Below are 18,178 nucleotides of genomic sequence, written 5' to 3' on the forward strand. Positions count from 1 at the left end.
TTACATTCCTAGCCTTTCTAAGTTTGTGAAAAATAAAACATGATTGCCCCATTATACCATGTTGAAATCACTTTCACAAATCAGAACAGGGGCTAGATGATGATAGCTTTTCCTTAAAAATGTGCCTAATGTATCCTATCTCCACTAATGAGAGCAGGACAGAAGCCTCATCAATTGAAAAAGGGTTTGCTTTTCCCCACTCCTTAACTTTAAGCCTCGCGAGAAATAGCCGTTTGCGAAGCAAACTCTCGTCTAAAAGTTCTGCTTCAAAATCCTAGTTTTCCGTAGCTGTTGCAGGCTATGCCTGCTTACGGATATGGTATTAATAGTCAGGGAGGTGAGTATTAATACATAATGAGGTCTGCCTTTGCTCTTTACGCTCTTGTATCTTGTATAATTGAGTTCAGCCTAAAACCTCAGAAAAAAAGAGACGCAGGTGTTCTAGCTTTAGCTAGTTACAGCTGTGGCTCCCTTTAGGGATAAATACTCCTAGCTCTAAAGGTATAGCATACCTTTAGAGGCGAAAGATAGAAGTTTGCGAAGCAAACTCTCACTGTCTTCTGCGTCGTATTTCCTATTTTTCAATCGGTTTTTTAACGGCTTCACATCTTGTAATTGAACTCGAGCTACAACTCACTGACAAAGCGTAGTCAAAAAGTTGAGTAAACTTAGAAAACATCACAGTAGTCATCTGATTGTCGCTAATACGCCAATCTAGTTGCCTTTGTGGGGGTCTCACTACGAAGCGAACCGCTTCTGTTCGGCCGCCTATTTTGTCTAGGAGTTGCTCCCACAGTCTAGGAATAGACTGTGGAAGGTGGGAAATAAAACGAGCAGTGCTCATGTCAAACGCTCTCGTATCTTGAGTAACTGAACTCGGGCTAAAAGCTCGGAAAAAAGATAGACTTCCTTGTGTTCATTGAACACTACGTCAGTCTCCTATTTTTCAGTCGCTTTTTTAACGCCCTCGTATCTTGAGTAACTGAACTCGGGCTAAAAGCTCGGAAAAAAGATAGACTTCCTTGTGTTCATCGAACACTACGTCAGTCTCCTATTTTTCAGTCGCTTTTTTAACGGCTTCACATCTTGTAATTGAACTCGAGCTACAACTCACTGACAAAAAGATAAATCTCATTGGGTGCAAGACACCCTGCTTCGATTTCCTATTTTGTCTAGGAGTTGCTTAACGCTCTCGTATCTTACTTTACCGTTTCAATCTTCCACTTTTTCCAGCCTCTCAAGCGAATAGCTCCTTGTTCGTCAGTCCTAAAGATTTGGATCTGTCGTTCTTGGAAGCGGGATAGGGTTTCTTGATGCGGGTGCTGGTAACGATTGTTTTTCCCCGCTGAAATCAAGGCAATCTTGGGAGAAATAGCATCCAAAAATTCGGGATAAGAAGAACCTTTTGATCCATGATGTCCTACCTTCAAAATATCAACAGACAAGCCTGGATACTGTCGCAGCAACTCCAGTTCCCCGTCTCCCAAATCACCTGTAAATAGAAAGCGGGTCTGCAATAATTCCCCGTATAACACAATCGAATCATCATTGCCTCCATCACCCTTTCGATAAGGATAGAGCACCTGTAAAAAGCCGTCTGCTACCGGAATCCTATCACCTACTTTTACTAGGTGAGGTACTATCTTTACTTTATCCAATATCTCTGCTAGCTCCTGACTTGTAACGCTTCCTTCGGAGATATAAATCTTGTCAATAGTCAGTTCTTTAGCTACTTCCACCAAATCACCCATGTGGTCTGTATGGGCATGCGTTAAGACCAGATAGTCAATCTTATCTACGCCCCGGCTATGAAGATAGGGAATTAGCGTTCTCTTTGCATTCGCCTGCCCTGTCTTTTGTCGCCAGTCTTCTTTCGGAGAAGCAGTGACTCTACCGCCCACATCAATCAAGACCGTCCGCCCGCGCACATCCCTCAAAAAGATACTATCACCCTGCCCAACATCCACTACTGTCACCTCATTTTCCAAGGGATATTTTATCAGGAAAAATAGCAGAGCTACCATGCCGGTCAGACCTAATACTCTTTGAAGAGCAAGAGGATCCTTTGGCAATGTATTTTGATGAACCCCAGTCCTCTCTTCGACCGCACTCCCTCTTCTCTTTTTGACTTTCCTTGGGTATCCCTGCCATTTCTTGGTCTGATAGCTGTCATACGTAAAGAAGAAGATAATCACTAAGAGCAGGAGCAACATAGCTGTCGGCTTTCCAAAAATCAAGGGTTTAAAGCCCAAACCTGCCACCCACTGAATAGCAGTTTCTAATCCTATAAAGAAATGATTGACCTGTGTAAGCCTCACAAATGGAGACAGGAGAAAGACAAGACTCAAGCCCGGCAGCAAGATTCGGTCAAAAAGAAATGAAAAGAAAAAGGTCAGTAGAATAGACAAGGGATGAAAACTGTAAAAATAATAGATCAAGAAAGGCAAGATACCGAGCGAAATCGCCAAACTTTCTACAAATCCTCGCTGATAAGGTTTCAGATCGTCAAAATCAAAAACAGTTAGTAAAAAGGCATAGGCAAAACTAAGGACACCGCCTGCTGTTTGTAAAAAATGCGGCATGAGCAAGAATGAAAGGATAAGGGTACAGGCTATGTTCTCTAAACTCCTCATGCCCATATTACTGAAAATCTTTTGTAAAAGAGAACGGTTGACCGAAACCGAGAAGCCTGTTAACCCTGCATACATAAAGGAAAAAGGGATTTGTAGCCAATCAACGACTTCCTTTTTTACTCCAAGGCGCAAGAAAGGATAACGGAATGTCTGCACGAAAAAGCTGACCTGCATACCAGAAAGGGCGAATAAATGGATAATTCCTAAGCTAGAATACAGGTCGCCCATCTGATCAAATTCTGTGTCCAAATCTCCAAACAAGAGCCCTGTCATATAGTGTCGCATTGGATTCGGAAAATATTCTTTGATGTAGACCAATGCCTTACGCCGAAGTAGGGAAAGCCAGTCCAAAGGATTCCATGAAATCCACTGTTGCACCTGCTTAATACGATTGACCTTAACCATCTTGTAAATCCCCTGTGTCCTCAAATAGCCCCGATAATCGAAGCCATTAAAATTCCGCTGACCTTCTGGTTCAGAGACAGTCGCCTCTACTTCTAAGCGCACCAGATGTGATAGACCTTTAAAATAGGTCTGCTCCTCTTGACTTTTCAGTTGATAAAAAACAATATAGCAACGTCCTGACGATGTTCCACGAAAGGAAAGAGTGTCACCATTGACTTGGATAGTATCTGGTTTGACCGTTAAATGACTGATGGTCACAGGGCTAGACCTTTCGTCCAATCTCCTTTTTATACCTTGCAGACTGAATAGGAAGCAAAAACAGGCTAAAATGGGTAGAAGCCTAAAAACGGTTCTTTTCCCTTGATGAAACCATAGCAGAATCAGCAAGCCTAGCAAAACCATGATTGATAGGAAAGATAGGTCGTTCATCACAAAATAGAGGGCTAAGACCAAGACGGTTAAATGGGGCGGAGAAAGAGGCAGACCTTTAATCAACTGTAACATAGGGACGAATGTTCTCCAAACTCTTACCACCGATTCCAGGTACATTTTTCAAATCATCAACCGATTGAAAACGACCATTAGTCTCCCGATAGGCGATAATATCTGCTGCACGCTTAGCACCGATACCTGAAATCGTCTGCAAATCTGCTTCTGTCGCAGTATTGAGCCTCACTAGACCTGCTCTTGTTTCCTTATCCCCACCTGCTTGCTTTGGCACAATAGAAACAGCCTCCTCCTTGGTTGCTACGTAAACAATCCCCTCATCACTCACCTTTTGAGCTAGGTTGATGGACTTAGAATCAGCTGCCTCTGTCAAGCCACCCGCTGCTACGATTGCATCCTGGATGCGACTCCCTACCGCCAGCTGATACAGACCGGGCTTCGTGACTGCTCCCTTGACATCAACTACTAGGATCTCTGTTGACTGCGAAGGGGGTACACCCTCTTCTAACTGCTCACTACTAGGCGCTACGGCTGCTACACTAGCCAATTCCTCCGACTGTCCTGTTTGCCCTATAAAAAAGATGGTCACTATCAGCGCAGCAACTCCTATTGCTATAAGAAGAAATAATTTATAATCACGCAATAACTGCGTCCATTTTTCAGACATATTTCTACCTCCACCTATTTATTCGTAAAACCGATCAAAAAAACTCGCGCGAGACGAGTTTTTTTATTATTTATCTAAATGGGTATCTGGTTTCCAAACAAAACTTGCGACATAGCTAAAGAGATAGGTCAAGCCTAGGACAAGAGCGACAAGGATCAAGACTGGGAGACGGTAGATAAATGTCCAATAGCCCAAGCGTTTCTTGCCTGTCTGGGCAGAGCGGGCAAGGTCGTCCAAGCGATTAAATTCTGTCTCAATGCGGTTGGTGACTTCTGCGATACCTGCATCATCCAAGCGTTTAATATCTGAAATATCGATTGGATTTCCAAAAGCAACATCAATCCGATCTCCCAACAATAGATTTTTCAGGGACATTGGTCCAATGTAGGTTGCAGGCATAATCTTAACCTTGGCAGTCTTTGCAATGACAGCTACACCACCCTTTAATTCACTGGAATGGCGACTACCTGATGGGAACATCACCAAGGAACGATTGCTTTTTTTCAACATTTTGACGGGGTATTTAATAGCTGCAGTTCCCGGATTATCCCGGTCAATGGGAAAGGCACCACACTTACTAATCCACCAACCAAAGCCTCGATCCTTGAACAATTCTTTTTTAGCCATAAAAATAAACTGTTTGGGTGCTGAAGCATAGCCTAAAAAGACAGGGTCCCAAAAGGTTCGATGGGGTGCTACCAAGATATAATTTTGATCTGGAGGCAAAATTTTCTCCCTATCATGATAATGAATATTGCCATTGACAGCCCATAGTAAAAAGACTAATAAACTTCGTAGGTAGGAATAAAACATCATACTCTCCTTTGCTAATTTCCCTCCTATTATACCATATTTTGGAAGCTAGCAAAGATTTTTCATCCGCCGTAACAATATGCTATAATAGATGAATGAACAAAGCACTATTACAAGCTGGAGAGAGGATTGATCAGCTCTTTTCCACCGATGTCAAGATTATACAAAATAAGGAAGTCTTTAGCTACTCTATTGATAGCGTTCTTTTATCGCGCTTTCCAAAATTGCCCCCAAAAGGGCTTATCGTGGATTTATGTAGCGGAAATGGGGCAGTCGGTCTCTTTGCTTCTACTCAAACCAAGGCCAAGATTACTCTGATTGAAATCCAAGGACGCTTGGCAGATATGGCAAGACGCTCGATCGCTCTCAATCAATTAGAGGGACAGGTCGAGATGGTGCATGACGATCTCAAACACCTGCTAGATTATGTGCCACGTTCGCAGGTCGACCTGATTCTCTGTAACCCACCCTATTTCAAGATTGAACAACAACCCAACCTAAAAGCCAGTGAGCATTATGTATTAGCCCGCCATGAAATCACCACCAATCTAGAAGAAATTTGTGCGGTCAGCCGTCATGCGCTCAAATCAAATGGACGCTTGGCTATGGTACATCGACCCGATCGCTTCCTTGAGATTATTGATACCATGAAGGCTTATAATCTAGCTCCCAAGCGGATTCAGTTTATCCACCCAAAGGCGAATAAGGATGCCAATATGCTCCTGATTGAGGCTATAAAAGACGGTTCTTTGGAGGGCTTAAAGATTTTACCGCCTCTGGTTGTTCATCAAGCAGATGGAAACTATACAGCAGAAATCGAGGAAATTTACTTTGGAAAAAGCTAGTCATTATATGTATGTCCTCACCTGCGCAGATGGTAGCCTCTACACCGGTTACACGACAGACCTTGATAAACGGATTGCGACCCACAACAGCGGAAAAGGCGCCAAGTACACCCGCATCAAAAGCCGCAGACCTGTTGAGCTTCTCTACTACGAACGTTTTCCCGATAAGCCCAGCGCCATGTCTGCAGAAGCCCTCTTCAAGCGCAAAACACGCCAGCAAAAATTGCACTATATTGCAGAAAACCTCACTCCCAATAAGGAGTGAGGCGTTTTTATAGTTGCAATGAGCTTATACTCGTCAAAAATCAAATTCTGACTAGGCAATGAAACCGCAGGTAGAACTGAAGTTCACCAAGTTGAGCTGACAAGCAATCGTTTTGATATTTGAAGAGTATTAAGTCAAGGAGCAAAGACACAGGCAGTACTTGGATATGGCAAGTCAAAACGGCAGTGTATCCAAGTTCAGTCAAATGACTAGATCATTTCAAATAGGTATAGGCTACGCAGTCTAGTTCATCAACTGCTCTAAATCCTAGGGATTCGTAAAAAGCCTTTGTCTTTTCTTCTTTTCCTGTCAAAAGATGTAGTTGATAGATATTCGGATAGATTGCTAGAAGACTCTCCATGAGCTGGCGCCCAATGCCCATTCTCTGATAGTCTGGCAAAACCAGAATATCTTGCACGAATACGATCGAATATCCATCACCAACAGCCCGTATCAGTCCCACGAGCTTTTCTTCATCAAAGGCAGCAATGACCTGTAAACTATTTTTCAGGGCTTGCTCTAACATCCCAGCTTGCTCGGTATAATTGCTCCATTCAACTGCTTCATAGAGGGCGAGCACTGCTTTCATATCCAATTTTCCTTGTGTCGTATAAGTAATCATCATCTTCTCCTTTTTATTGGTAATCGTTTAGAGTGATGATGCTTTGTCCAAATTCCTGATTCCCATCTAAACCTCCTTATTTACTGATATTCTTATCTATATCTGCTGACTACTGCCCTATTCCTCTCCCTCTCATATAAATCAGAGCTAAGGTCTAAAGCCTATTGCTCGTGCTCCTGTAATTCTTTACCCCAACACATATACTCCAGCTGATGACAAGAACTATAAAGACTATTCCTACCACCAGAGATACAGTCGGGGCAAAAAAGAGGCTGAGAAGAAGAGCGAACGCTCCGCTTATAAACAGATAGGCTGTTTTCTTTCGATCCATCAATGTTTTGGAATCTGTCATACCTGCCACATCTTTTGGCAGATAGTTTCCCAGTAATAGATATATTAGTGCCAAAAGGGCTACGACTAGGCGCCGAACATCTATCTGATTGCCTGCATTATACACCAAAATCAGCACCGTTTCAAGCGTTGTAAAGATAGGGATTACCCACTTCACCACCTTTACGACAGGAAGTCTCCCACTCTTTGTCATATCAAGACCGATACACAAGGAAAGGTGGACGACAACTAACAAAATAGGAGTTAAAACGAGCGCTATCCATTTGTCACTTATCTCATTTGCCTGACTATCAATTCCAAAATGTGTGTATAAGACAGCTGGTAACTGTCCGTAGTAGATAAGGATTAGAACCAATGGTATCAAGAAGATACTGCTGGTTACAATAAGCAATTTCCAATCAATTTTTTTCATCTGTTCCTCCTCCAAAGCTGGCAATCCAAACCAGCACTTCTTCAAATACGGTATAGTTTAGTCGGTAATAGATAAAATTCTTCTGCCTTTCTTCTAAAATGAGACTTGCCTTCTTCAAGACAGATAAGTGGTGCGATACCGTAGCGCCACTTAAGTGAAATAGCTCTACAATCTCACCTGCAGACTTGGGACCCGACTTCAAGCTATCCAAAATCTGTCTACGAATCGGGGCTGAAATTGCCTTTAAGGTTTCTGATAGTGCCATATCGTCTCCTTTCATTTTCTATTTAGAAATATTTCTAAATACCATTCTACTCCCTTTGTTTGATGATGTCAAGAACTATTTAGAAAAAAATCAAAATAGTTCTCGTACTCTATAAAAATCAAACAAAAAGAGAGTGGGATAGACACCCTTAATGTCTATCCCACTCTCTAAAACTTCCTACTTATCTCCCTTATTGCGAATGACAAATCCTGCCTTTTTCTCGCTTGAGATACGTTTGCGTGGTTTTTGTTGTCTTTTCCGAAATGGTCACGGTCGTTGAAACGACGCTTTTCCTTATAATCATGGCGGCCACCACGACGATCCTCTCCGCGGCGATTATGTGATGATCTGTTGCTATTCTTGCCAGACCGACTACGACCGCCACCTTTATCACCTGGGACATACTTAAACGGCAATGGTTTTTCGCGCGCAATATCCACTTCTGGCATTGATTCTGGATCTTGTACGGTCAGACTTAAAATGTACATCGCCAGTTCTTCTGGCGAAAATTCACTCGCAAGTTTCAGAGCATCCTTACCAAATTTAGCAAAGTTCTTGCGGATTGTTTCATCTGCGAAATCACGTTCGATTTTCTTCAGAGCAATTTTTTTCTTGGCTTGAAAGGCTTCTTCTGCTGTCGCAGGTTTCATGCCAGTCATGCGTTTCTTGGTCAAATCCTCAATAATCTTGAGGTAACCCATCTCATTAGGTGAGACAAAGGTAATGGATTGACCAGTTTTTCCTGCACGACCTGTTCGACCGATACGGTGAACATAGCTTTCAGGGTCTTGTGGAATATCGTAGTTGTAGACATGGGTCACCCCTGAAATATCCAAACCACGAGCCGCAACATCCGTTGCAACTAGGACATCTAGGCCACCTGTCTTGAAATCACGTAGCACACGTAGACGCTTGCTTTGATCCAAGTCACCATGAATGCCTTCTGCACGGAAACCGCGAATCTTTAAACCACGCGTTAGTTCATCCACACGGCGCTTCGTCCGACCAAAGACGATTGCTAATTCTGGCTGAGCCACGTCCATAAGGCGGGTCATCGTATCAAACTTCTCCTGCTCTTTGACGCGGATATAGTACTGATCGACCAGTTCCGTTGTTAACTCCTTGGCCTCAATTTGCACATGCTCGGGATTATTCATAAACTGAACACCGATACGTTTGATCGGAGCTGGCATGGTCGCTGAAAAGAGGAGGGTTTGACGGGCTTCTGGAACTCGGGAGATGATCGCCTCAATGTCTTCTAAGAAGCCCATGTTGAGCATTTCGTCAGCTTCATCTAGGATAAGCGTCTCAACATGATGGAGTTTCAAAGCCTTACGTTTGATCAAGTCAAGGAGACGACCGGGTGTTCCAACGACGATATGAGCGCCAGACTTGAGCGCCTTGATTTGCTTTTCAATACTTGAGCCTCCGTAGACAGAGCGTACCTTGACACCCTTGCTACGCCCGAATCGAAAGAGCTCTTCCTGACTTTGAACTGCCAACTCCCGCGTTGGGGCAATGACCAAAGCTTGAATCGTCCCCTCGTCTGTACGGATTTTTTCAAGAGTAGGCAGACCAAAGGCCGCTGTTTTTCCTGTTCCTGTTTGAGCCTGACCAATCACATCCTTGCCTTCAAGGGCTAGTGGAATGGTCTTTTCTTGAATCGGACTTGCCTCTACAAAGCCCGCTGTTTCGATTTCTGCTAGCAAGTCAGCAGATAATTGGAATTCATTAAATTTCATATTCTTCTTTCTAAGTTGGGAACATCCCAACATCACCAATGGGACATCCGCCCTCGTCTAAAAATAAAAACCGTCTAACACTCTTCGAACATCAAAACGAAACTTTGTCAAGAGTCTTGATGGACAGTTTTTAGACATCATTCTGGTTCAAGAAGTGGAGCTTATTTCCCATATATACATTTTTGTTACATGCAACTTATCTAGTATACCACAAAGAAAGGTCAAAAGATAGTGAAATCCATTATTTTTTCATAAACATCCATTTTCAAGGGACAGAGATTCTCATATTGGGTTCTATAAAAATCAAAATCTAGAACTGGCTAAAGCTGAAACAGTTATGTACCAAAAGGTGGCACACTTGACACGAGTTGCACTCGTTTTATTTCCAACCTTCAACAGTCTTTTCCTAGAATGTCCGACACGAGTTCCACTCGTTCTATTTCCCAACCTTCAACAGTCTTTTCCAGACTGTTGAAGCAAATAGAACTCTGTTCTTTCTTGTTTTTAGGGAACAGGCTAAAAACCTCCACTGGAGCTTTTTACTCAGCAAGGTGAATGAACGACGTCAGATTTTGATGTTTGACGAGTATTATTGATTCGTCCACGAACCTCTCCTTTATGCATGTTTCGCTATGCCAGAATCTGCTCTTATACTTTAAGTAATCATGGAAATTTATGTGCCTCATGCCTTAGTTAGACTTGCTAAAAATGACCTTGACAGAAAAAGGAACCCCTTTTATAATATATATGTATCAAACAAAAGGAGTTTTTATGGAACGTCAACAATTAGATCCTCTCACAGAAATGGTAGAGAACAAGAAGAAAAAGCGAAAAAGTGTCTTGAAAATCGTCTTAGGAATTATCGGAAGTCTCCTTGCGGTCATTGCCATTGCCGGATTTTTCATCTACCAAAATGGGAATATTACAGGTAAGTGGGAAAATCCAAGTCTTGCTGCTGAATTGAGACAGATAGGCATTCATCAATTTCAAAGTGGCGTAGACGAATTTCAAATCAATCCAGAAGAGTTTGTTGGTAAATCGGGTCTCGTACTTGAGATCAAAGACAATAAAGCAGTCGCTACACTCTACGCTTCTTTCAACAAAGAATCATTACTAGACTCTTATAATCAAATGATTGAGAATGCATATAATGAATTTTTACGAGAAACAGAACAAGAAACAGAACAAGAAGCAGAACAATACGGTCTCTCTAAAGAAGCATTTCTGAAGCAATCATTTGGAGATAATTATGAAGCCCAAATGAAAGCACTATTTCCTACACCTGAGCAATTTGAAAGAGAATTTGATGACATGATGGCTAAGCAGATGGCTGACAATCATGGACAATATGACAGAGTGAGCGGTAAATTCTCTGCTGTCTACTTTGAGGGAGAGGTTAGCCCGTTCACACACTCCATCACAGTAACCAAGATTAATTCTTCTTCTGATGTTACTTCTTCTGGAATTGACCTTAAACCAGGTGACGTTATGATCTATCACCACAGCGGTGATACCTTAACCTTTATCGGAGGTGAACAGTATCCCTTTAAAATCAAAAACTAAAAAATGAGAGTTTGCACTCTCATTTTTTAGTTTGATACTACTTCTGCAAAAGCCCGCTGAAAAGCAAAGGCAGTCTTCACATCTAGAATTGTCATAGAGATGACTGGCTCCGTACTAGCTAAAGTCCAGAATTTAAATTTCCCAACGCCATATATTTCGAGCTCAAAGTGTGAAATAGAACGATAGGGAAAGGACTTATAATATATTCTATTATTCCCTATTCTTTGCTTATCCACCCAAATCAAGCGTCTATCCGTAAAGATCATTATGTCGGAAGTAAAGTCAAAGGTTGCTGTCATCTGCTCCGTCGGCAATAAAAGCTCATTAAGATGTTCTTCTATTTTTTTCTTCTCCGCTTGACCGATATTCTTTATAAAATCTGATAATAAGCCCATTTCACGCCATCCTTCCTACATCTTTTCTTCCAGTACCACATCTGGATACTTGTCCGCAAACCAGCGGAGGGCAAAATCATTTTCAAACAGGAAAACGGGATGGTCAAAGCGATCCTTGGCAAGGATGTTACGGCTAGACGACATCCGTTCATCCAACTGCTCTTGGGCGATCCAGCGCACAGTTTTTTTCCCCATCGGCGTCATGACTACTTCGGCATTATATTCATTTTCCATACGGTGCTTAAAGACCTCAAATTGGAGTTGACCAACTGCTCCCAGCATATACTCTCCTGTCTGGTAGTTGGTGTAGAGCTGAATTGCTCCTTCTTGTACTAGCTGCTCCATTCCCTTGTGGAAGGATTTTTGTTTCATGACATTCTTAGCAGAAACTTTCATAAACATTTCAGGAGTAAAGGTTGGCAGGGGTTCAAATTCAAACTTGTTCTTGCCGACAGTCAAGGTATCTCCAACCTGATAGGTTCCTGTATCGTAGACCCCGATAATATCTCCTGCTACGGCATTTTCGACATTCTCACGCGCCTCCGCCATGAACTGGGTGACATTTGATAGCTTGGCTTTCTTTCCTGTCCGCATCAAATTGACATCCATACCACGCTCAAATTCCCCTGAAACGATACGAACGAAGGCAATGCGGTCGCGGTGGCGGGGATCCATGTTGGCTTGAATTTTAAAGACAAATCCTGAAAAATCTTTGGATAGAGGCTCAACCAGCTCTCCATCTGTTTTCAAATGACCATGCGGTTCTGGTGCAAATTGCAAGAAGGTTTCGAGGAAGGTCTGTACACCAAAATTGGTCAAGGCGGAGCCGAAGAAAACAGGAGTTAATTTCCCTTCTAAAATCGCACTTTCCGAAAATTCATTTCCCGCCTCACTCAACAGTTCAATATCCTCTAGCACCTGCGCATAGAAAGGGTTATTCCCAAAAAGCGCTTCCCCCTCATCAAAACTTGCGAAGCGCTCCTCGCTACGATAAAGCTCCAAGCGCTTGTTGTGCAAGTCGTATAAGCCTTCAAATGATTTTCCCATACCGATAGGCCAGTTCATCGGAAAACTGGCAATCCCAAGGACTTCTTCCAACTCTTCTAAAAGATCAAGTGGCTCACGACCATCACGGTCTAGTTTGTTAATAAAGGTAAAGACTGGGATATTCCGGTGTTTGACAACCTCAAACAATTTTTTCGTCTGCGCCTCAATCCCCTTGGCTGAGTCAACGACCATGACCGCAGCATCAACCGCCATCAAAGTCCGATAGGTATCTTCTGAAAAGTCCTCGTGTCCCGGGGTATCAAGAATATTGACACGCTTACCGTCATAATCAAACTGCATCACAGAAGAGGTCACAGAAATTCCCCTTTGCTTTTCAATATCCATCCAGTCAGACTTTGCAAAATTTCCTGTCTTTTTCCCCTTAACCGTACCAGCCTCACGAATCTCCCCACCGAAGTAGAGCAGTTGCTCTGTAATCGTTGTTTTCCCCGCATCTGGGTGGGAGATAATAGCAAAGGTACGGCGTTTTTTTATTTCATCTTGTAGCGTCATCATCATTCCTTTTTCACTTTTTATACTCTTTAAACATAGTAGAGCAGAGTCTCGTCTGCCCCTCCCTATCCCTATTATTATAACCAAAAGAAGAGGATTTTTCAAATCTGAGTGATGGAGAACAAAAGGGTAGAACAAAAAGTAGTTCTTCCCATCCTCTTAGGTAAAGCATGTCCTGACTTCCTAATGTCCTTCAACGCTACCATCCACTTTCCTAGAAAAAATCGAAAAGGAGCTTCTAGCCCCTTTCATACTGTTTATTTTCTTGCTGGCGAGATAGCTGCACTGCTTGGAAAATCTTTAAGAAGGCAGTTAGAATCAAGGTAAAGAGAACCGATTCTATCAGATAGTTCCAAAACAGACCAAAATTTCCGAGCAAAGGCAGGTTCCTTAAAAAGCCATAGTCCGCACCTGTCACTATGTCCACCAATAAAATAAAGCTATTGATACCAAAGGTTAGCTGAGCAATCTTTCCTAGATTTAACTGGTAATCATGTAGACGCATGAGGTAGTTCATCGCATTCCCTAAAAGGGCTAGATGCCCAAAGATAAAGGAAAAGATGGTCACATGAAAGCCAGAAAAGGGATCGAAAATAGGATAAATCAAGGCACAGATGGAGCCAAAGACACCTAATAGAGAGAAATATTCCTTATAAGGTGACTTGTCTGGTGCTAGTAACAGCACAAACATTGCCATACGGCAATGATAGAGCGGCAAGGCTTCAGAAATCGGCTCCCTAACAGCCAGATACCAACCGTAGAGCAGGACTAACTGGAGCACTTGTAGGCTTTTAAAGGTCAACTGCCACTTCTTATTCTCATAGTACTTGATAGAACCAACCACCACCAATAGCAAACTAATGAAAAGATACAGATGCCCATCAAAGCCTAGCACAGGTGGAAAACTGGGCTGGTCACTAAAAAATTCTTTCATCCTTGGGTTCCTTTTCCTTATTTCTTAGGAAATAGCTTCCAATGCCCCAACAAGTTGATCAAGGTGCATGGAATTGCTTCCTTTGAGTAAAATCTGGTCTTGCGGCTTGACACTAGCTGTGACACGCGCAACAAGTGCTTCAAATTGATCTTCCCTCTCATTTTTTCTAAAGAAGTAGACCTTGCCCGGCGGGAACAACTGGCTAGCCATTTGTGCTAGACCTTCAATATCTTGTCCGTAGAAGAATAGCATGTCCAAGCAATCAGGTGAGAGACTGCTCATCATTTCCTGATGGAGTTGAACAGATTGCTGACCCAGTTCTTTCATATCTGCCAAAACAGCTAATTTCCTACCATTTTGATTGGCTGGAATACTGGAAAAGGTTTCTAAAATCAAGCGCATGGCTGTCGGATTTGCATTGTAGACATCACTTAAAATATCCGCCCCATTTCCTGCCTTTTTCCATTCTGTTCGGTTGCGGGTCAACTCTAAATGTGCCAGAGCATGTCTAATCGCCGTGTCTGAAACGCCCAAACATTTCCCCACATAACTCGCTAACATGGCATTGGTCGCATTGTACTTGCCTGTAACAGGCAGGTAGATGTCCCCCTCCATAAAATTGACCTGAAAGGTTAAGCTATCCTTGCTTTCGACCAAACTCGTCACTTGCAAATCGCCCTCCTCACCAAAGCTCACCAACTGTTGCTGACTTGGTAGATGGGCTGCTACAAGTGGATCTTCGGGCACCAATAGGGTCGCACCCGCAGGCATACCATCTGCTATTTGTAGTTTTCCTTGAGCAATCTGCTCTCGCGAACCAAAAAATTCCAGATGTGCCTCACCAAATAAGGTGATCACAGCTAGACTAGGTTTTGCAATTTCTGATAGGAGATGAATATCCCCCAAGTGATCCTGCCCCATTTCAAGGACTAATTTTTCAGTGTCGTCTGGCATGTGGAGAGCTGTGTAGGGGAGTCCAATTTCATTGTTGTAATTCCCTTGGGTCTTGTAGGTCCTAAAGGTCGTAGCCAGAATATCGTGGATCATATCCTTAGTCGTCGTCTTGCCATTTGAACCTGTTACAGCAATGACTTCAACCTTCATTTTCTCCAAGTAATAGGTCGCTAATGCCTGAAAGGCATGCAGGCAATCATCAACTAGGATGTGGGGTACAGCTACTTCTTTCTCCGACAGGGTAATCACACAGCCCTTTTCAAAAGCCACCGGGATAAAGTCATGCCCATCCCTAGCCCCCTTTAGCGGAATAAAGAGATCTCCCTCTACTATCAAGCGACTATCAAACTCAACCTTTTGGAGAGCTTGATTCTCATAGACGGTTACGTCGTTTTTCGCTCCAACAACTTGAGCGACTTCATATACTGTTAATTTCATTAGTGTCTCCCAGAGTGCTCTTTTCTATCATAGGTATTTTCACTCTTTTTGAGCTTGTCTTAGATCAAAAAAGACTGTCTCAATAGAATAATGATGGTTCCCGACACCTGCTTTAACAACGGTAGCCACAGCTCAATGCTGCCAATCAAAACCACCTGTTCTTACTCATCAATAAGAATATAATAAAAAGAGCACATGCTCTTTTTATTATATCATATTTTTGCCAAAGCATCTGATTAAAGCTGGAATCAGCTCTTGAAATAGATACACTAACAGGTAAAGCCCTAAATCAAATGTTGCTCGCGCTTATCAAAGGATTCCTTGGCTAGGGCTACTAGCTCTTCAATCAGATCAGGATAGGCAAGACCCATATTGTCCCACAAGAGAGGATACATTGACCATTGGGTAAAGCCTGGCATGGTATTTAACTCATTGAGGAAGATTTCCCCTGCTTCTGTCAAAAAGAAATCACAACGCGACAGACCGCAACCACCAATCACTCGAAAGGCTGTTGCTGCATAGTTTCGCATCTGTTCCGCCACGTCAGTTGAGACATCAGCTGGAATCGCCATGCTAATCTTATTATCGATATACTTTGCGTCATAATCGTAGAAAGCAACATCCTTAACCACTTCACCGGGCAGGGTTGTCTGAATATCTGCATTCCCTAGCAGCCCAACTTCGATTTCACGGGCATTTACTCCCTGTTCTACCAAGAGACGGCTATCGTAACGAAAGGCTAGCTCAAGGGCCGCACGCAGGTCAGCTTGATTGTCTGCCTTTGAAATGCCGACACTCGAGCCCATATTAGCCGGCTTGATAAAGACGGGATAGGTTAAATGGGCTTCAATCGTACGGATTTTTTCCTCCAGATCTTCACCCTCAATCACCGTTTCAAATGCTACTTGGGGAATCCCCTCGGATGTCAATACCTGCTTGGTTGTAATCTTATCCATAGCCACGCTCGAAGCAAGGACATTAGTCCCCACATAAGGTAGGCGCAATACTTCTAGAAATCCTTGGATAGAGCCGTCTTCACCCATTGGACCATGAAGCACGGGAAAGACTACGGCATTTTCCTCATAAATATCGCTTGGACGAATCTTCTGACTTGGAATAATGGTGCTGTTGGTCATTAACTTTTCATCGGTAGAGGGTGTCCTATCAAATTCCTGTGTCTTGATAAAGTCACCGTCTTTGGTAATGAAATAGGTTTTTACAAAAAATTGATTATAGTTAATAGCCCGCATAACACTTTCAGCAGACAGAACCGACACTTCACGCTCCGCAGAGCGTCCGCCATATAGGAGAATAATGGTTTCTTTTGACATGGATTTTCCCTAACTTTCTATACTAATCTTCTCGTAGCACCTCTTGTCCGAGGCTATAACTCGGTCCGATTTTCAATAGCCCGAAGGAGGGTTACTTCGTCGGCGTATTCAATATCAGAACCAACTGCAAGTCCCCGCGCTAAGCGCGTCACCTTGATTCCTGCAGGTTTTAAAACTCTTGAAATATACATGGATGTCGCTTCCCCATCTGCCGTCGCATTGGTAGCAATGATGACTTCTGTCACCTCATTTTCCATCAAACGCGTCAGCAAACTTTTGAGGTTAATATCATCAGGCCCAACCCCATTCATGGGAGAAATCAGACCGTGGAGGACATGGTATAAGCCGTGGTATTCCTGAATATTTTCCATGGCTGATACATCCCTGCTATCTTCTACGACTAAAATCGTTGACAGATCTCGCGTCTGATCTTGACAGATGGCACAGGATTCCTCTTCAGCCAGATTGCCACAAATCTGGCAATAGGCCAAATCACGCTTGGCTGCTAGAAGATTTTTCGCAAATTCATTGACCACATCTTCTTCCATACCAATGGTATAAAAAGCCAGACGGGTCGCCGTTTTGATACCAATTCCAGGGAGTTTTGAATAACTCTCAATCAATTTCGCAATAGGTGTAGGATATAACAATTCTGCTTTCTATCTTTCTGTAAAATTCTATAAACATTGATTTAATGGCTTTTGGGAGGTCTGCTTTTGCATATCTTCTATAATTTTATAGAATCACTGTCCCCCTTTTTTAATAAAAATCCTATCAATGCGTTCGCTTATTTAATATGTATCAGTATACCATAAAATAAGGAAAAAGGCAGTTCTTTTATTTCAAATCAAGGACACTAAAGATCCTTATTCCTACCTAGCAATTCGCAATTTTGGCTAATGATACTCTATAAAAATCAAAATCTGGAACTGGCTAAAGCTAAAACAGTTATGCCCAAAGGTAGCCACACTTGACACGAGTTCAACTCGTTCTATCTCCTACCTTCAACAGTCTATTCCTAGACTGGGTGACACAAGTTGCACTCGTTCTATCTCCTCCCTCCAACAATCTCTCCCCAGATTGTTGGAGCAGGTAGAACTCTGTTCTTTCTTGTTTTAAGGGAACAGGCTAAAAACCTCCACTGGAGCTTTTTACTCAGCAAGGCGAGTTAACGACATCAGATGTTGATTTTTGACAAGTATGAGCGCTTCAACTATTTTTGCTCAACTAGGAGTTCTGCCGACAAAAAACAACCAGCCTTAACGGCTGGTTGTTTCGGAGATTATGAAGAGGACCTCTAAAAACTTCCTAAATTTCCCCAAAATGAGATAATAGAATAAAAAGTAATGAGGAGAGCTGTCATGCATTTATTCACAGACGATGAAAAAATCTTGTCAAAACTATCAGAGAAAGGCAATCCCTTAGAACGTTTGGATGCCGTTATGGATTGGAATATCTTTCTTCCTTTGTTGTCAGAGTTATTCAGTCGTAAAGATAAAGTCATCAGTCGTGGCGGTCGTCCTCACCTAGACTATC

15 protein-coding genes and 2 pseudogenes are annotated in these 18,178 nt (G+C 42.6%); 4 read left to right on the forward strand and 13 right to left on the reverse strand.

The features are described from left to right. Positions 1-1,199: 1,199 nt before the first annotated feature. From BU200_RS03635 to BU200_RS03645, 3 genes are all read right to left on the reverse strand, one after another. Positions 1,200-3,542, reverse strand: a complete 2,343-nt coding sequence (locus BU200_RS03635; RefSeq protein WP_075098873.1) for a DNA internalization-related competence protein ComEC/Rec2 — start codon at positions 3,540-3,542, stop codon at positions 1,200-1,202. Beyond that, positions 3,526-4,152, reverse strand: coding sequence for a helix-hairpin-helix domain-containing protein (locus BU200_RS03640; protein ID WP_075098874.1), 627 nt, complete (start codon positions 4,150-4,152; stop codon positions 3,526-3,528). Before BU200_RS03640 ends, BU200_RS03635 begins: the two co-directional genes overlap by 17 nt. 66 nt (positions 4,153-4,218) lie before the next feature. Beyond that, entirely contained in the window at positions 4,219-4,965 is a 747-nt protein-coding gene (locus BU200_RS03645; RefSeq protein WP_075098875.1) for a lysophospholipid acyltransferase family protein, read from the reverse strand. A gap of 95 nt (positions 4,966-5,060) precedes the next feature. Here BU200_RS03645 and BU200_RS03650 point away from each other — a divergent pair, with 95 nt between their 5' ends. Both BU200_RS03650 and BU200_RS03655 read left to right on the forward strand, forming a co-directional pair. Continuing rightward, positions 5,061-5,810, forward strand: a complete 750-nt coding sequence (locus BU200_RS03650; RefSeq protein WP_075098876.1) for a tRNA1(Val) (adenine(37)-N6)-methyltransferase — start codon at positions 5,061-5,063, stop codon at positions 5,808-5,810. Further along, complete coding sequence (locus BU200_RS03655; RefSeq protein ID WP_075098877.1) at positions 5,761-6,075, forward strand: GIY-YIG nuclease family protein; 315 nt, start codon at positions 5,761-5,763, stop codon at positions 6,073-6,075. Before BU200_RS03650 ends, BU200_RS03655 begins: the two co-directional genes overlap by 50 nt. Before the next feature lie 214 nt (positions 6,076-6,289). Here BU200_RS03655 and BU200_RS03660 read toward each other — a convergent pair whose 3' ends face one another. From BU200_RS03660 to cshA, 4 genes and pseudogenes are all read right to left on the reverse strand, one after another. Next, on the reverse strand, positions 6,290-6,697 hold the full coding sequence (locus tag BU200_RS03660; RefSeq protein WP_075098878.1) for a GNAT family N-acetyltransferase: 408 nt from the start codon (positions 6,695-6,697) through the stop codon (positions 6,290-6,292). Between the two features lie 154 nt (positions 6,698-6,851). Next, a complete protein-coding gene (locus tag BU200_RS03665) occupies positions 6,852-7,460 on the reverse strand; it encodes a DUF1648 domain-containing protein (RefSeq protein WP_075098879.1) in 609 nt (202 codons plus the stop codon). Next, positions 7,447-7,725, reverse strand: a complete 279-nt coding sequence (locus tag BU200_RS03670) for an autorepressor SdpR family transcription factor (RefSeq protein WP_075098880.1) — start codon at positions 7,723-7,725, stop codon at positions 7,447-7,449. The genes BU200_RS03665 and BU200_RS03670 overlap by 14 nt, the downstream gene beginning before the upstream one ends. A gap of 177 nt (positions 7,726-7,902) precedes the next feature. Continuing rightward, positions 7,903-9,467: pseudogene (cshA, locus tag BU200_RS03675) on the reverse strand (degradosome RNA helicase CshA). A 771-nt stretch (positions 9,468-10,238) separates the two neighbouring features. Between cshA and BU200_RS03680 the strand changes: the two are divergent. After that, positions 10,239-11,030 (forward strand): hypothetical protein, encoded by a 792-nt coding sequence (locus BU200_RS03680; RefSeq protein WP_075098881.1) that lies wholly within the window; start codon positions 10,239-10,241, stop codon positions 11,028-11,030. A gap of 26 nt (positions 11,031-11,056) precedes the next feature. Here BU200_RS03680 and BU200_RS03685 read toward each other — a convergent pair whose 3' ends face one another. The 6 genes from BU200_RS03685 to recR all read right to left on the reverse strand — a co-directional run bounded on the left by BU200_RS03685 (position 11,057) and on the right by recR (position 17,292). Beyond that, on the reverse strand, positions 11,057-11,425 hold the full coding sequence (locus BU200_RS03685; protein WP_075098882.1) for a PH domain-containing protein: 369 nt from the start codon (positions 11,423-11,425) through the stop codon (positions 11,057-11,059). Positions 11,426-11,440: 15 nt separating this feature from the next. Continuing rightward, the gene (locus BU200_RS03690; protein WP_075098883.1) at positions 11,441-12,985 is read right to left on the reverse strand and encodes a peptide chain release factor 3; all 1,545 of its coding nucleotides are present in this window, start codon (positions 12,983-12,985) and stop codon (positions 11,441-11,443) included. Positions 12,986-13,223: 238 nt separating this feature from the next. Beyond that, a complete protein-coding gene (locus BU200_RS03695; protein ID WP_075098884.1) occupies positions 13,224-13,919 on the reverse strand; it encodes a YwaF family protein in 696 nt (231 codons plus the stop codon). 24 nt (positions 13,920-13,943) lie between these two features. After that, on the reverse strand, positions 13,944-15,311 hold the full coding sequence (locus BU200_RS03700; RefSeq protein ID WP_075098885.1) for a UDP-N-acetylmuramoyl-tripeptide--D-alanyl-D-alanine ligase: 1,368 nt from the start codon (positions 15,309-15,311) through the stop codon (positions 13,944-13,946). A gap of 284 nt (positions 15,312-15,595) precedes the next feature. Beyond that, positions 15,596-16,642 (reverse strand): D-alanine--D-alanine ligase, encoded by a 1,047-nt coding sequence (locus tag BU200_RS03705; protein ID WP_075098886.1) that lies wholly within the window; start codon positions 16,640-16,642, stop codon positions 15,596-15,598. A 53-nt stretch (positions 16,643-16,695) separates the two neighbouring features. Next, positions 16,696-17,292, reverse strand: coding sequence for a recombination mediator RecR (recR, locus tag BU200_RS03710; RefSeq protein WP_075098887.1), 597 nt, complete (start codon positions 17,290-17,292; stop codon positions 16,696-16,698). 711 nt (positions 17,293-18,003) lie between these two features. Between recR and BU200_RS10905 the strand changes: the two are divergent. Beyond that, positions 18,004-18,178 (forward strand): annotated as a pseudogene (locus BU200_RS10905) (IS5/IS1182 family transposase); the annotation flags it as partial.

It is taken from the genome of Streptococcus acidominimus, from assembly GCF_001921825.1.
Classification (GTDB): domain Bacteria; phylum Bacillota; class Bacilli; order Lactobacillales; family Streptococcaceae; genus Streptococcus; species Streptococcus acidominimus.

Bases quoted from the DNA above. Each gene is read 5' to 3' on its own strand.
- BU200_RS03635 (WP_075098873.1), bottom strand. From the start codon at position 3,542: ATGTTACAGTTGATTAAAGGTCTGCCTCTTTCTCCGCCCCATTTAACC.
- BU200_RS03700 (WP_075098885.1), bottom strand. From the start codon at position 15,311: ATGAAATTAACAGTATATGAAGTCGCTCAAGTTGTTGGAGCGAAAAAC.
- BU200_RS03690 (WP_075098883.1), bottom strand. From the start codon at position 12,985: ATGACGCTACAAGATGAAATAAAAAAACGCCGTACCTTTGCTATTATC.
- BU200_RS03680 (WP_075098881.1), top strand. From the start codon at position 10,239: ATGGAACGTCAACAATTAGATCCTCTCACAGAAATGGTAGAGAACAAG.
- BU200_RS03660 (WP_075098878.1), bottom strand. From the start codon at position 6,697: ATGATTACTTATACGACACAAGGAAAATTGGATATGAAAGCAGTGCTC.
- BU200_RS03645 (WP_075098875.1), bottom strand. From the start codon at position 4,965: ATGTTTTATTCCTACCTACGAAGTTTATTAGTCTTTTTACTATGGGCT.
- BU200_RS03695 (WP_075098884.1), bottom strand. From the start codon at position 13,919: ATGAAAGAATTTTTTAGTGACCAGCCCAGTTTTCCACCTGTGCTAGGC.
- BU200_RS03685 (WP_075098882.1), bottom strand. From the start codon at position 11,425: ATGGGCTTATTATCAGATTTTATAAAGAATATCGGTCAAGCGGAGAAG.
- BU200_RS03640 (WP_075098874.1), bottom strand. From the start codon at position 4,152: ATGTCTGAAAAATGGACGCAGTTATTGCGTGATTATAAATTATTTCTT.
- BU200_RS03655 (WP_075098877.1), top strand. From the start codon at position 5,761: ATGGAAACTATACAGCAGAAATCGAGGAAATTTACTTTGGAAAAAGCT.
- BU200_RS03705 (WP_075098886.1), bottom strand. From the start codon at position 16,642: ATGTCAAAAGAAACCATTATTCTCCTATATGGCGGACGCTCTGCGGAG.
- BU200_RS03650 (WP_075098876.1), top strand. From the start codon at position 5,061: ATGAACAAAGCACTATTACAAGCTGGAGAGAGGATTGATCAGCTCTTT.
- BU200_RS03670 (WP_075098880.1), bottom strand. From the start codon at position 7,725: ATGGCACTATCAGAAACCTTAAAGGCAATTTCAGCCCCGATTCGTAGA.
- BU200_RS03665 (WP_075098879.1), bottom strand. From the start codon at position 7,460: ATGAAAAAAATTGATTGGAAATTGCTTATTGTAACCAGCAGTATCTTC.